Here is a 12,078-nt window from a genome sequence, read left to right as displayed (position 1 = left end):
AGCCGGACTGCGCTGATGCCATGAACAAGCTCGACACCTCCGCCCTTGGACGATGCTGGCAACGGCCTGCACCCAAGGCGATCACCTGTTGCGCTACCGTGACGCGCATGGGGGAATCAATCTCGGTGGACGGCGCGGGGCTGTTGGCACAGGTACTTCCAGTCGGAATCCTGCTGCTCGTGATCGAGGCGCGTGTGCTCGCCAACTTTCCACGGAAGCGGATTAAATGGAGCGGGTACAACCACGCGTCTCGTCAGTTCTGCGGGATCATCGGGATGTTGAACGTGCCGAGCGTGTTCTTCTGCGTGCAAGCCGTTTCGAGGAACGAACCGGTGGTCGGGTTGCAGTCTGGAATCGTATGGGTGACCGGAACGCTGCTCGCAGGGGCGTCGATCGCCCTGCTCGCCGACCTCGCCTTCCTGCCCGGTAAGGACACTGAGCCGTCACCCGCACCGAACGAGCCGGTATCGAAGGCCCGGGGTGCCCAACCAAGGAAGAAGCCAAGGTCGCGACGGGGTGCGAGGTAGCTCGCTTGCAGCATCGGCTAAGCGACTGCGTGCGCCAGGGCCGGAGGGCGTCCGGCATGTGTTCCGATAGACGACCGCCTTGCGGGACGGCAGCTGCCAGCTGATCACCTGGCTCACCGCCGGACCGTCTCACAGGCGGCAGCCGCCGCTTGGGGGTCGGACTGGTTGACTCAGAGGGCGAAGTCCACCCAACCCAGAGCAAGGATCTGCGCCAGTGCTTAAAGCAAAGAAGCCGAAGACCGCCATCGCCTTCGGGCTGTTCTTCGTCCTGTTCGGAACCGCAGAGATGATCTTCAGCCCCGCGGATGCTGCGGGGAAGATCATCTTCGCGGCAGTCCTAATAGTCCCCGGGCTGCTGTTCATCGCGGCCGGCACACGGGCATCGACGCGCGGAGACCACTCCTAGCGACTCGGCACGCGGCGCCTCTCCGGAGGTTGAAGACCTGCCGGTCCGCTGAACAATCGGCTACCGAGACGCTGTTCACGTCAGGACAAGTGGGCTTCGTCCACACCCACCCCGAGCAAGACAGTGAGCTCCCGGCGCAACCGCTCTGCGCCTCCGCTCGACATGGACGCAGTGAAGCGCTGCTCAGCCTCGGAGTACGCGGCATGAGCACTGTCCCAGGACTCGGCGCCCGCATCGGTCAGCGCGATCAGGTTCCGCCGGCGATCAGCGGCGTCGGGTCGCCGGGTCAGGAGACCTCTGCTCTCGAGCCCGTCGATGATCCGCACCAGGGTCGCGGGATCGACGCCCGCCTCTTTCCCGAGTTGCTGCTGGGTCAGCGGGCCGGTCGCGGCGAGGGCCCGCAGGACGCCGAAGTCGCGCCGGTCGACGCCTGACGCGGCGAGTGCATCATCCGCGAGGGAAGCGAGACGCAGGTGCGCCTGCTTCAGCAGGTACGCAAGGGGAAGTGGAGGCTCTGCGCGGTTCCCGTTGCCACGTGACATGCGCCGATCCTACCGTCCGCTAATCATTAGTGATACAAATGGTTGATTCAGTCAACAGTTGTTCGGAGGAAGCCCGTGAGCATCGAACTCGACCCGACGCCGGCCCTGGTGGTCATCGACCTGCAGACCGGGATCCTCGGCCAACCGACGGCGCACCCGATCGACGGGGTCGTCTCCCGCGCTGCTGCTCTCGCACGTGCCTTCCGCGCGCGCCGGCTCCCCGTCGTGCTGGTCAACGTCGTAGCTACCGCGCCGGGCCGCACGGAACGCACCAAGGCGATGAACCTGTCGGGATCGCAGACGATCCCCGAAGCGGGTACCCGCCTGCTGGACGAGCTCGACCAGCAGCCCACGGACATCACCGTGACGAAGCGCACCCTCGGAGCGTTCGGCTCGACCGATCTCGACGCCCGACTCCGCAGCCTCGGCGTCACGCAGATCGTCCTGGTCGGGGTCGCCACCTCCTCCGGCGTCGAGTCCACAGGACGATCCGCCCATGAGCTCGGGTACGACGTCGCGTTCGTCACCGACGCCATGACCGATGCCGCCGAGGCGCACGAAGCTTCCGTTTCGCTGCAGCTCCCGAAGATCGGGGAACTCGGCACGACAGACGACGTGCTCGCTCTGCTCGACGCGCGCTGAGACTCCTCCCCGGCGCGGCGGGCCGAGGCACGGCGGGCCGGGGCGCGGCGAGCCGGAGCACGAGGGGCCGAGAAGCGGGTCAACCGCCGCCGTCGAGCGCCACCTGGATCGCCCTGATGTGCTCCCCGAGCACCCCCGACATCAGGAGCCCGGCACCGAGCGGACCGGACGGGTCCTCCCCGAGCGGGGGCAACCGCCGGAGCGCCACCCGCACCGGTTCGCTCATGTGCTCCATCTGCCAGGCGAGCTCAGCAGCGCCGCCACGACCGGGGTCCGCGAGTTCCGCGGCCTTCGCCGCGTAGGTGGCAGCGCCGAGGGCGTGCGCTCCCATGTGCGCGACTGCCGAGGCCTGACCGGCCGCCCACGCCGCCGCCTTCCCCGCCGGCGAGGTCGCTGCTGCGGATGCACGCCCCGCAGTGAAGCGACGACGGATCTCGCCCGCCGCACCGAGCGCTCCGCTCGCGAACGACCGTGCGCGTCGGATGCCGTCCCGTGCACGGTCGTCGTCCGGCGCCTCCGCTTCGAACAGGGGCAGGACGCGCTCCGCGCAGTCAGCGGCCCACGCGGCGACGACCCTGCGGTCGTCGTCGGTGAGGGTCTGCGCGGATGGCATGCCTGCACCTTCCCACGTCCAGCGTGACCGCGCGCGGGCTGCCACCCACCGGACGGGAGGCTCGGTGCGGGCCCGACCCGTGCCTCCCGTCCGGTCGTGGCGGCTCCGTGGCCGGAACCGGCCATCGGGTCGGCCCACTTGCCAGCGGGGTGTCCGGACCATAGAGTACGGACCTATATTACAGGTACGTACGACAACCGGACGAAGGAGTTCGCATGACTGTCGCCCCCACCCGCCCCGAAGCGGAACGCGAGCGCCTGTCCGGCGCTCGCATCCCCCTGCTGGTCGGATCGCTCATCGTCGCCGTGCTCGCGTTCCAGCTGAACGCGAGCCTGCTCACCCCCGCCATCCCGTCGATGGCCATCGACCTGCACGCCTCGGCCGGCGTCGTGTCCCAGGTGCAGTCGCTCTTCTTCCTGTCCGGTTCGGTGCTCGGCATGGTGGTGTCGCGCTGGTCGGACACGATCGGTCGGCGCCGGGCGCTCCTGGTGACGATGGCCGCACTGCTCGTGGGGACGCTGCTGACGGTGACGGCACCGTCGCTCCCCCTCCTGCTCACGGGCCGGGTGCTGCAGGGGACGTCGTCGGCGGCGCTGACGATCGCGTTCCTGGTGCTGTCCGAGGAGCTCACGGCCAAGCAGTTCGGCATCTCGGTCGGGGTCGTCACCGCGGTGAACGGCGGACTCGGCGGCCTCGACGGGTACATCGGCGGAGCGATCACGGACACGTTCGGGTGGCGCGCGGTGTTCGTCGTGATCCTCGTCGTCGCGGTGCTCGGGACGCTGTCGGTGCTGGCGTTCGTGCCGCGGGTCCGCCGGAGCGCGGCGCGACGGATGGACTGGCTCGGCGCGACGATCCTCGGCGCGTTCCTGGTGGGCTTCTCCCAGTTCGTCAGCGAGGTGCCGTCGCGCGGCATCGGTGACGCGCGCACGCTGGTGTGGCTCACGGTGGCGGTGCTGGCGGCCGTCGCGTTCGTCCTCGTCGAGCGACGCGTCGCCCAGCCGCTGATCGCAGTGCCGGCGCTCCGGGCTCGGACCGCGTGGCCCGTGCTGATGTGCACGTTCCTGACGCTGTCCGGGGTGTTCGCGTCGACGAACTTCACCATCGTGGTGCTCAGCCAGGACGGAAGCTCCGGGTTCGGCCTGAACGCGGCGATGTCGGGGCTGCTGTTCCTCACCCCGACGGCCGTCGCCGGGCTCCTCACCGCGCCGGCCGCCGGGTGGATCGCGCAGCGCATCGGCTGGGTCCTGTCGCTGCGCATGGCCACCGGGGCGATCCTGCTGATCTCCGTCGCGCTCGCGTTCTTCGCCCTCGACAAGTGGGTGGCCTTCGGGCTGCTCATCGTGATGGGCGTCTTCTACCTCGGGCTGTACCAGGCGACCGCGAACGGCCTCTCGGTGCTGAACGCCCCCGCCGACGCCCCGGGTTCCCTGCCCGGGATCCACGGTGCATGCTTCGGACTGGGCGCCGGCACCGGTGTGGCCCTGGTCGGGCCAGCGGTCAGCGCTGGCACGCCCGAGGGGTACCACCTGGCGCTCTGGATCTCCGTCGCCCTCACCGCCGCCGCGTTCGCCGCGGCGCTCGTCCTCCGTCCCACCCCGAACGCTCTGCCAGCCGGAGCCCGCCCCGAAGGAGCCGCAACCGCATGACCACCCCGACGATCCCGCTCTTCCTCGACTGCGACACCGGTGTCGACGACGCCCTCGCACTCGCCTACCTGCTCGACGTCCCGCACGTGGACCTGGTCGGCATCGGCACGGTCTCCGGGAACATCGACTCCACGACCGCTGCGGTGAACACCTCGGCGCTGCTCGGCATGGTCGGCCGCTCGGTGCCGGTGGCGGTCGGTGCGCACGACCCGCTCGGCGGCGCGTACGGCGGGGGTGCTCCGCACGTGCACGGCGTGAACGGTGTCGGTGGGGTGGACCTGCCCGCCGGTGTGGCAGCCGCTGACGACCCGGCCGCCGAGCTGCTGGTGCGGCTGGCGCGCTCGCACGCTGCTGCTGCTGCTGCTGGTGCTGGTGCCGCTGGTACCCGGAAGCTCGACGTGCTCGCGATCGGACCGCTGACGAACCTCGCGGTGGCGCTCGAGCTCGAGCCGCGCCTGCCGGAGCTGATCGGCACGCTCACGATCATGGGCGGAGCCGTCTGGGAGCCCGGAAACGTGTCAGCCACTGCCGAGGCGAACATCCACAACGACGCCGAGGCCGCACGCCGGGTCCTGACCGCCGGGTTCGACCTGGTCCTGGTGCCGCTCGACGTCACCCGGCAGCACCGGTTCGACGACGCCGACGGTGACCGCTTCATCGCGGCAGGCGATCCGCTGCGCGTCGCGCTCGGGACGATGCTGCACCGCTACATCGACTTCTACGAGACGGTCGACCACGTTCGCCGCGCGCCGCTGCACGACCCCCTCGCGGCGGCGATCGCCGCGGGCGAGGTGGCGCCGACCGTCCGCGAGACCCCGCTCGACGTCGTGACGGACGGCGCCGAGCACGGCCGGACCGTGCCCGTCGAGCAGGGCCCGGCGGTGCGGGTCGTGGTGGCGGCGGACGCGGCTGCCGCCGACGTCATCCGGAACCGGATCCTCGCGCTCGACGCGGTGCCGGCGTGACGGCACTGCCCGTGACCGCACTGTCCGCGACCGCACTGCCCGTGACCGCGCTGCCGTCGCTGACCGTCCTCGGCAGCATCAACGTGGACTCGGTGCTGCGCGTGCCGGAGCTCCCCGCGCCGGGCGAGACGGTCCTGGCCACCGAGCGGCGGACGTTCCTCGGCGGCAAGGGCGCGAACCAGGCCGTCGCGGCGGCACGGCTCGGCGCTGCGGTCACGATGATCGGCGCGGTCGGAGCGGATCCGGACGGTGCGTTCTCGGTCGAGCAGCTCCGGCTGGCCGGTGTCCGGACGGAGCTCGTCCTGCAGACCCCGGCCGCACCGACGGGCACCGCGGCGATCACGGTCGACGGTGCCGGCGAGAACGCGATCGCGGTGTTCCCGGGCGCGAACGACCTGGTCGCGGTGCCCGTCTCGATGCCCGACACCGACGTGCTCCTCTGCCAGCTCGAGGTCGATCCTGCCGTGGTGGAGGACGCCGTCGCCCGCTCGGACGCCTTCGTCGCGATCAACGCGGCGCCCGCCCGTCACCTCGCGTCGGCCACCCTGGAGCGGGCCGACCTGCTCGTCGTCAACGAGCTCGAGTGGGCCGCACTCCCGGAGCTCGCACGGTGCCGCCGCGTGGTGGTCACGGCAGGGTCGTCGGGGGCGTCGGTGTTCGAGCACGGGCGGCGCATGGTCCGGGTGCCGTCGGTCCGCGCGGAGGTCCGGAACACGGTGGGCGCCGGGGACGCCTTCACCGCGGCGGCCACGATCGCGTTCGCCGCCGGACTCTCCGCGGAGGACGCGCTCGCCGTCGCCGCGCACGTCGGCGCCGCGGCCGTGGCGGACGAGGCGTCCCAGCCCGCCCTGGAACCCTTCGCGTCGTACACGGCCCGGGCCGCGACCATCGCACCGACCACGGTCTGACAGGCTGAGCACATGACGACCGCCGACGTCCTCCGGGGCCCGCTCCCCGCGCACGCAGGAGTCCCGCTCCGTGTCGCCGCGTACATGCGCATCAGCGACGCGATCCGCAGCGGCGCCATCCAGCCCGGCATCCTCCTGCCGTCCGAGGCGGAGCTGGTCGAGCTGCTCGGGGTGTCCCGGACGGTCGTGCGCGAGGCGCTGATCTTCCTCGAGGAGGACGGCTTCATCCGCTCCCGCCGGGGCATCGGACGCTTCGTCGCGGAGCGCCTGCCGGTCGCCGGACTCGAGCGGATCGAGGCCCCGGAGCGCCTGCTCGTACCCGAGGGCGGCGACGTCGAGCGGACCGAGATGGTCGTGCAGGACCGCACGGGGCTGTTCGCCGCGGAGTCGCTCGGCATCGCGGAGTCGTCGCCCTCCTGGTTCGTCGAGAGCGTCGTCCGTCGGGGCGACACGGTCGTCGGACTCGTGCAGGAGCACCTGCCGCCCGATGATGCCCTGGTCGGGGAGTTCGCCCCGGTCCGCGAGCTGATCCGGATGAGCCGTCCCGACCAGACGATGCTCGCGGCGATGTTCGACGCCGGCATCGTGCCGGGGCCCGGCACCACCGAGGTCTCGATCGGCACACCGGGCGAGACCCGCGGGCACCGGCTCGGTGTCCCTGCCGAGGAGCCCGTGCTCGTCCTGACGCGGAGCCTGCGCTTCGCGGGTCGGCCGCTCTACGTCTCGAAGACCCTGGTGAACCCGCGCGAGGCCCGGATCACCGTGACGCACGGCGCACCCTGAGTCGCGACGACCCTAGGGGACAGCACGAGCACGGCACGACACCCCAGAACGGCGGTCAGTCCGTCGCGTCGTCGTAGATCCGGATCAGCCGGTCCAGGAACGTCTGCACCGTCGCCCGCTCCGCCGCGTCCATCCCCTCGACGAGTTCCTCGATCCCGTCGATCATCGGCAGCACGAGCTCGTACGCGCGGTCCGAGGAGCTCGACGCCGCGGTGACGACGAGCTTCCGCCCGTCGCTCGGGTGCCGGTCGCGCCGCACGTGCCCGGCGCCCTCGAGCCGGTTGAGCACGAGGGTCATCGCCGCGGTGGAGATCTCCAGGCGTCGGGCGAGCTCGGTCGGCGTCGCGGGGCCGCTCGTGATGAGGTGGTCCATGGCCTCGAGGCCCATCGCATCCACGTCGAGGGCTCGGGCGAGGTGCCGCTCGAACCGCTGCTGCCGAACGGCGACCTGTTGGACCCGGGCGCGGATGTCGTCCTCGGGCATCTCGCGGCCGTCGCGACGAGCAGACTCCCGGTCACGGCGATCGGAGCGGTCACGGCGATCACGGCGATCGGAGCGATCAGCGGGGGGAAGCGTCGACACCCGCCCATCCTAATCGTGTAGATTGCCAATCTCGTTGATAATCAAGAACCGAGGCAACATGCACAGCACGAACCGCGGCCGCGTCCTCATCTCCGGAGCGAGCATCGCCGGACCCGCACTGGCGTACTGGCTGCACCGCTACGGCTTCGCGACGGTGATCGTCGAGCGCGCTCCGGCGCTCCGGACCGGCGGGCAGAACATCGACGTCCGCGGAGCCGGGCGCGAGGTGTCGCGCCGGATGGGCATCGAGGACGACATCCGGGCGGCGACGACCGGCGAGGTCGGCACGCGCTTCATCGGACCCCGTGGTGCCACGATCGCGGAGTTCCCCGCCGGCACGACCGACTCCGGTGGCGCGACGGCCGAGCTCGAGATCCTCCGCGGCGACCTCGCACAGCTGCTCGTGGACCGCACGGAGACGGACACCGAGTACCGCTACGGCGACCGGATCACCGGGATCGTGCAGCACGACGCCGGGAACGGCGACCCAGCGGGTGTGACCGTCCACTTCGAGCACGCCCCCGACGAACGCTTCGACCTGGTGATCGCCGCGGACGGCATCGGTTCGAGCACCCGGCGCCTGGTCTTCGGTGACGAGCCGGAGATCCGCTCGCTCGGCCTCGAGACGACCTTCGGCACGATCCCCCGGACGGACGCCGACGACGACTGGTGGCGCTGGTACAACGCCCCCGGTGGACGCTCGATCACCCTGCGTCCGGACGCCCACGGCACGATCCGCGCGACGATGTCGATCGTGACGGACCGGAAGCGGGAGCGCGCCGGGTCCGAGCGGCGGGACCTCGACGCGCAGCGCCGACACCTGCACGAGGCGTTCGCGGACGCCGGGTGGGAAGCGCGCCGCGTGCTCGCGGGGTTCGACGCCGCCGACGACCTCTACGCCGAGTCGATCGGCCAGGTGCATGCTCCGCGCTGGTGGGACGGCCGCGTGGCGCTGGTGGGCGACGCCGCGTACTGCGCGTCGCCGGTCAGCGGGATGGGCACGAGCCTCTCGCTCACCGGCGCGTACGTGCTCGCCGGGGAACTCGCCGCGCACGTCGACCACCGCGATGCGTTCCGCGGCTACGAGCGGATCATGCGTCCGTACGTCGCCCAGGCCCAGCAGCTGCCGCCCGGGACGCCGCGCATCGCGAACCCGAAGTCGCGGCTCGGGATCGCCGTGTTCGGCGCGGCGGTGCGGATCGGAGCCACCCCGCTGGTCGGTCGCCTCGGAGAGCGGTTCTCCACACCACCCGCAGACGCGATCGACCTGCCCGACTACGCGCACCTCGAGTCGCAGGACCGCACCTGAAAGTGCCTCCACGCGCTTCCGTTTCACTGGAGTGGCAAGCAGCGCAAGCGCGGCGGATGGAGCTCCGATGAAGCACATCAAGTACGACGGTTCGATCATCCTCACCAGTGACGACGTCGCCGACGCCGTCATCGAGTACGCGGCAGCCCTGGCGGGCGGCGACCGCGCGGACACCGTCGCGGTCCCGGCGGTGGCACACGACGGCACCATGACCACGACGAAGATCCTCATCGGCCCTGCGAGCGAGGTCGTCATCGAGGACGCCGAAGAAGACGAGCTCGAGGTGGAGAACGGCGAATTCGTCGAACGTCTCCGCGCCGCTGCGCGCACGTTCGGGCACCGCGAGCCCATCCACGCGAACACCCGTGACGACCTGACGGACGCGTAGGCGGTCCGGCCCTCAGCACCACCTTGGTTGGGTGGAGTCATGCAGTCCCCGCCGACCGTGTCCGTCGTCATCCCGGTACTCGACGACGCCGAGCAGCTCGCGGCGTGCCTGGCCTCCCTGGCGGCGCAGACACGGCAGCCGGACGAGGTCGTCGTGGTGGACAACGGCAGCACGGACGGCAGCGCCGAGGTCGCCCTGGCGGCGGGCGCGACGGTGCTCCACGAGCCGCGTCGTGGCATCGGCGCCGCTGCGGGTCACGGCTACGACGCGGCACGGGGTGCGGTGATCGCCCGCGTCGACTCCGACTCGGAGCTGCCCCCGGACTGGCTGGCGAGGGCGACCCGCTGGTTCGACGACCCGCTCGTCACCGCGGTGACCGGCCCGGGCAGGTTCCGCGGGCTCGGTCCGATCGCCGGCCTGTTCTGGGACGTCGCGTACATGCGTGCCTACTTCTTCCTGATGACGGGGGCGCTGGCGAGGCCGCCGCTCTTCGGCTCGAACATGCTCATGCGCCGGAGCGCCTGGCTCGCGGTCCGGCACCGTGTGCACCGCGACGACGCGATGGTGCACGACGACGTCGACCTGTCGATCCAGTTCGACCCGACGTGGCGGACGGTGCTCGACACGGGTCTGGTCGCGTCGGTCTCGGGTGCGCCGGTGCGGGACGCGTCCGGGCTGGTGGTGCGCACGGAGAAGGCGCTGCGGACGATGTGGCGGTCCGGGATGCGGGCGTTCTCCCCCGCCCGGATCATGCGCCGGGTCCTGATCGGGACCCGTCCGGTGCCGGTGGTGCGGCGCGTGGAGCACGCAGACCGGATTGACCGCGCAGACCGGACGGACCGCGCAGACCGGACCGACCGCGCAGACCCGACCGATCGGCCGGCCCCGGCCCCGGCCCCGGTGCCGCAGTGACGTCGGACGACCCCGTGGTCGGCCCCGTCGGGCCTCCCGCACTCCACTGCATGACCCTCAACGTCCGACGCCCGGTCCCGCACCTGCGGCGCGCCCACCCGGACGCCTGGCCCCGGCGGGCACCCGCGATCGCCACGCTGGTCCGGTCCGAAGCGCCCCACCTGCTGGCCGTCCAGGAGGCCGTGCCCGAGCAGGTGCAGCACCTCCGGACCGCCCTCGGGTCGCGCTGGCACGCCTCCGTCTCCGGCCGCGGACCGTCGGGCGGCGCCGAGGGCGTGGGGTTCTTCGTCGACCGGGACCGGCTCCGCGTCGGGGACACGAGGACGATCGCACTCGCCCGGCACCCGGAGCGCGTCGGCAGCCGCGACTGGGGTGCGCCGTTCCCGCGCATCGCGGTGCTCACCGAGCTCGAGGACCGCGTGACCGGTGTCCGGTTCCTCGCCGTCGCCACCCACGTCGACCCGTTCTCGCCGCTCGCGCAGGTCCGTTCGGCGCGGCTCTTCGGGGAGGTCGTGCACGGCGTGGGGCTGCCGACGGTGGCGATGGCCGACTGGAACGCCGGAGCGGGTTCGGCGTCGGCGCGGATCCTGACGGCTGCAGGACTCCGGGACACCTGGGACCTCGTGCCGGACGAGGACCGCCCGTCGAGCGCCGGGACGTACGCGAACTACCGGACCCCGAAGCCGCAGGGCGCACGTCTCGACCGGATCCTGGTCCGGGAGGGGCGTGATGCGCGCGTCGCGGTCGACCGCGTCGCGATCTCGACCCGACGCCCGGCGGACGTCTGGCCCTCCGACCACCTGCCCGTGCACGCCGTCATCCGATGGGAGGCCCCGTGACGAGCATCGTCACCACCGCCGGCCCGACCTTCCTCCGTCGCCCGCGTGGCGCCGAGTACGTCGCGGACGCGCTCCGTGTCCTCACGCTGATCAGCATCCCGGTCGCCGCGATCGGCTGGGGCGCCGTGGCGTTCGCCGTGATGGCGCTCTCGCTGCTCGGGGTGGTGGTCCCCCGGGTCCTCGGCCTGCGGCCCGGGTTCGACATCGTGCTGTGCCTGCTCGCGCTCGTCGCCGGCTGGAGCAGCGTCCTCGAGTGGTACACGACGGTGTTCGGCTGGGACAAGCTCATCCACTTCCTGCTCATCGGTGCCCTGAGCATCCTCGTCGTCGTGATCGGCGCCGACGTCGGTGTCCTGCCGGACCTCGGCCGGTTGCCCCTCGTCGCGCTGGTGGTCCTCGCGGGGACCGCCGGGCTGGCGATCGGGGGCGTGTGGGAGATGTGCGAGTGGGTCGGCCACACCCACCTCGACTCGTCGATCTACGTCGGGTACGACGACACGATCGGGGACCTCGCGGCGGACACCGCCGGCGCGGTCGCCTCCGGCTTCCTGGTGCGGTGGAGCGCGGCGGACCGCCGGGTCACCGCAGTGCGGGGCAGTGCTCCGGGGTCGGGTGCTCGCTGATCGCGATGACCTCGTCGAGCCGGTCCCGAGCGGCTTCGAGCTCGAGGAGCTGGGCCGAGATCCGGTCGCGTTCGCGGGTGAGGAGCGCCGCGCTCTCCGCCGTCGCGATCCCGGCGTCCACGCACGGCATGAGCAGCGCGATCGTCCGGCTCGGGAGTCCGGCGGCGTAGAGCTGCTGCACCAGTCGCACCCGGTCGACCGCGGCCTCGTCGTACGTCCGCTGCCCCGACGCGGTGCGGTCAGCGGCGAGCAGGCCCTGTTCTTCGTAGTACCGGAGCGACCGCACGCTCACGCCCGCTCGGGCGGCGAGGTCCCCGATGCGCATCCGTTCGTCGATCACGACTTGCCCCTGACGTCCATGTGAGGTCTTAGCGTACCTCCGTCGCTCC

General features: G+C 71.7%; 16 protein-coding genes. 12 read left to right on the top strand and 4 right to left on the bottom strand.

The genetic code is table 11. The features are described 5' to 3' along the window. Positions 1 to 20: 20 nt before the first annotated feature. Positions 21 to 527 carry a hypothetical protein gene (locus EDF55_RS10940; protein WP_123654997.1) on the top strand — a complete coding sequence of 169 codons (507 nt, stop codon included), beginning with the start codon at positions 21 to 23 and terminating at the stop codon, positions 525 to 527. A 214-nt stretch (positions 528 to 741) separates the two neighbouring features. Continuing rightward, the gene (locus tag EDF55_RS10935; RefSeq protein WP_123654996.1) at positions 742 to 933 is read left to right on the top strand and encodes a hypothetical protein; all 192 of its coding nucleotides are present in this window, start codon (positions 742 to 744) and stop codon (positions 931 to 933) included. A gap of 80 nt (positions 934 to 1,013) precedes the next feature. Here the strand turns inward: EDF55_RS10935 and EDF55_RS10930 are convergent, their stop codons facing one another. Next, positions 1,014 to 1,475, bottom strand: coding sequence for a MarR family winged helix-turn-helix transcriptional regulator (locus EDF55_RS10930; protein ID WP_123654995.1), 462 nt, complete (start codon positions 1,473 to 1,475; stop codon positions 1,014 to 1,016). A gap of 75 nt (positions 1,476 to 1,550) precedes the next feature. On the opposite strand from EDF55_RS10930, the gene EDF55_RS10925 reads away from it, so the two are divergent. Next, on the top strand, positions 1,551 to 2,117 hold the full coding sequence (locus EDF55_RS10925; protein ID WP_123654994.1) for an isochorismatase family protein: 567 nt from the start codon (positions 1,551 to 1,553) through the stop codon (positions 2,115 to 2,117). A gap of 79 nt (positions 2,118 to 2,196) precedes the next feature. Here EDF55_RS10925 and EDF55_RS10920 read toward each other — a convergent pair whose 3' ends face one another. Then, positions 2,197 to 2,730 carry a putative immunity protein gene (locus EDF55_RS10920; RefSeq protein WP_123654993.1) on the bottom strand — a complete coding sequence of 178 codons (534 nt, stop codon included), beginning with the start codon at positions 2,728 to 2,730 and terminating at the stop codon, positions 2,197 to 2,199. 215 nt (positions 2,731 to 2,945) lie between these two features. On the opposite strand from EDF55_RS10920, the gene EDF55_RS10915 reads away from it, so the two are divergent. The 4 genes from EDF55_RS10915 to EDF55_RS10900 are packed head-to-tail and all read left to right on the top strand — an operon-like array spanning position 2,946 to position 7,035. Continuing rightward, the gene (locus EDF55_RS10915) at positions 2,946 to 4,379 is read left to right on the top strand and encodes an MFS transporter (RefSeq protein WP_123654992.1); all 1,434 of its coding nucleotides are present in this window, start codon (positions 2,946 to 2,948) and stop codon (positions 4,377 to 4,379) included. Next, on the top strand, positions 4,376 to 5,344 hold the full coding sequence (locus EDF55_RS10910) for a nucleoside hydrolase (protein WP_185017327.1): 969 nt from the start codon (positions 4,376 to 4,378) through the stop codon (positions 5,342 to 5,344). Before EDF55_RS10915 ends, EDF55_RS10910 begins: the two co-directional genes overlap by 4 nt. Continuing rightward, positions 5,341 to 6,252 carry a PfkB family carbohydrate kinase gene (locus EDF55_RS10905; RefSeq protein WP_260235890.1) on the top strand — a complete coding sequence of 304 codons (912 nt, stop codon included), beginning with the start codon at positions 5,341 to 5,343 and terminating at the stop codon, positions 6,250 to 6,252. Before EDF55_RS10910 ends, EDF55_RS10905 begins: the two co-directional genes overlap by 4 nt. A 12-nt stretch (positions 6,253 to 6,264) precedes the next feature. Then, the gene (locus EDF55_RS10900) at positions 6,265 to 7,035 is read left to right on the top strand and encodes a GntR family transcriptional regulator (protein WP_123654990.1); all 771 of its coding nucleotides are present in this window, start codon (positions 6,265 to 6,267) and stop codon (positions 7,033 to 7,035) included. A 55-nt stretch (positions 7,036 to 7,090) separates the two neighbouring features. On the opposite strand, the gene EDF55_RS10895 is transcribed toward EDF55_RS10900, so the two are convergent. Continuing rightward, entirely contained in the window at positions 7,091 to 7,519 is a 429-nt protein-coding gene (locus tag EDF55_RS10895) for a MarR family winged helix-turn-helix transcriptional regulator (RefSeq protein ID WP_123654989.1), read from the bottom strand. A 157-nt stretch (positions 7,520 to 7,676) separates the two neighbouring features. On the opposite strand from EDF55_RS10895, the gene EDF55_RS10890 reads away from it, so the two are divergent. The 5 genes from EDF55_RS10890 to EDF55_RS10870 all read left to right on the top strand — a co-directional run bounded on the left by EDF55_RS10890 (position 7,677) and on the right by EDF55_RS10870 (position 11,689). Further along, a complete protein-coding gene (locus tag EDF55_RS10890; protein WP_123654988.1) occupies positions 7,677 to 8,927 on the top strand; it encodes an FAD-dependent monooxygenase in 1,251 nt (416 codons plus the stop codon). A 67-nt stretch (positions 8,928 to 8,994) separates the two neighbouring features. Beyond that, the gene (locus tag EDF55_RS10885) at positions 8,995 to 9,315 is read left to right on the top strand and encodes a hypothetical protein (RefSeq protein ID WP_123654987.1); all 321 of its coding nucleotides are present in this window, start codon (positions 8,995 to 8,997) and stop codon (positions 9,313 to 9,315) included. Between the two features lie 39 nt (positions 9,316 to 9,354). Further along, the gene (locus tag EDF55_RS10880) at positions 9,355 to 10,227 is read left to right on the top strand and encodes a glycosyltransferase (protein WP_123654986.1); all 873 of its coding nucleotides are present in this window, start codon (positions 9,355 to 9,357) and stop codon (positions 10,225 to 10,227) included. Positions 10,228 to 10,277: 50 nt separating this feature from the next. Further along, positions 10,278 to 11,066, top strand: coding sequence for an endonuclease/exonuclease/phosphatase family protein (locus EDF55_RS10875; RefSeq protein WP_123654985.1), 789 nt, complete (start codon positions 10,278 to 10,280; stop codon positions 11,064 to 11,066). Then, entirely contained in the window at positions 11,063 to 11,689 is a 627-nt protein-coding gene (locus tag EDF55_RS10870; RefSeq protein ID WP_123654984.1) for a hypothetical protein, read from the top strand. Before EDF55_RS10875 ends, EDF55_RS10870 begins: the two co-directional genes overlap by 4 nt. Here the strand turns inward: EDF55_RS10870 and EDF55_RS10865 are convergent. Next, on the bottom strand, positions 11,646 to 12,029 hold the full coding sequence (locus tag EDF55_RS10865) for a MerR family transcriptional regulator (RefSeq protein WP_260235889.1): 384 nt from the start codon (positions 12,027 to 12,029) through the stop codon (positions 11,646 to 11,648). The two genes, EDF55_RS10870 and EDF55_RS10865, sit on opposite strands and share 44 nt — an antisense overlap. Between the last annotated feature and the right edge of the window lie 49 nt (positions 12,030 to 12,078).

This window comes from Curtobacterium sp. ZW137, from assembly GCF_003762905.1.
Taxonomy (GTDB): Bacteria; Actinomycetota; Actinomycetes; order Actinomycetales; family Microbacteriaceae; genus Curtobacterium.
This window is presented reverse-complemented; position numbering and strand designations above follow the sequence as displayed.

What these genes read in the sequence shown, in the direction of transcription:
- EDF55_RS10940 (WP_123654997.1), top strand. Translation starts at nt 21, where the DNA reads ATGAACAAGCTCGACACCTCCGCCCTTGGACGATGCTGGCAACGGCCT.
- EDF55_RS10930 (WP_123654995.1), bottom strand. Translation starts at nt 1,475, where the DNA reads ATGTCACGTGGCAACGGGAACCGCGCAGAGCCTCCACTTCCCCTTGCG.
- EDF55_RS10920 (WP_123654993.1), bottom strand. Translation starts at nt 2,730, where the DNA reads ATGCCATCCGCGCAGACCCTCACCGACGACGACCGCAGGGTCGTCGCC.
- EDF55_RS10915 (WP_123654992.1), top strand. Translation starts at nt 2,946, where the DNA reads ATGACTGTCGCCCCCACCCGCCCCGAAGCGGAACGCGAGCGCCTGTCC.
- EDF55_RS10910 (WP_185017327.1), top strand. Translation starts at nt 4,376, where the DNA reads ATGACCACCCCGACGATCCCGCTCTTCCTCGACTGCGACACCGGTGTC.
- EDF55_RS10900 (WP_123654990.1), top strand. Translation starts at nt 6,265, where the DNA reads ATGACGACCGCCGACGTCCTCCGGGGCCCGCTCCCCGCGCACGCAGGA.
- EDF55_RS10895 (WP_123654989.1), bottom strand. Translation starts at nt 7,519, where the DNA reads ATGCCCGAGGACGACATCCGCGCCCGGGTCCAACAGGTCGCCGTTCGG.
- EDF55_RS10890 (WP_123654988.1), top strand. Translation starts at nt 7,677, where the DNA reads ATGCACAGCACGAACCGCGGCCGCGTCCTCATCTCCGGAGCGAGCATC.
- EDF55_RS10885 (WP_123654987.1), top strand. Translation starts at nt 8,995, where the DNA reads ATGAAGCACATCAAGTACGACGGTTCGATCATCCTCACCAGTGACGAC.
- EDF55_RS10880 (WP_123654986.1), top strand. Translation starts at nt 9,355, where the DNA reads ATGCAGTCCCCGCCGACCGTGTCCGTCGTCATCCCGGTACTCGACGAC.
- EDF55_RS10875 (WP_123654985.1), top strand. Translation starts at nt 10,278, where the DNA reads ATGACCCTCAACGTCCGACGCCCGGTCCCGCACCTGCGGCGCGCCCAC.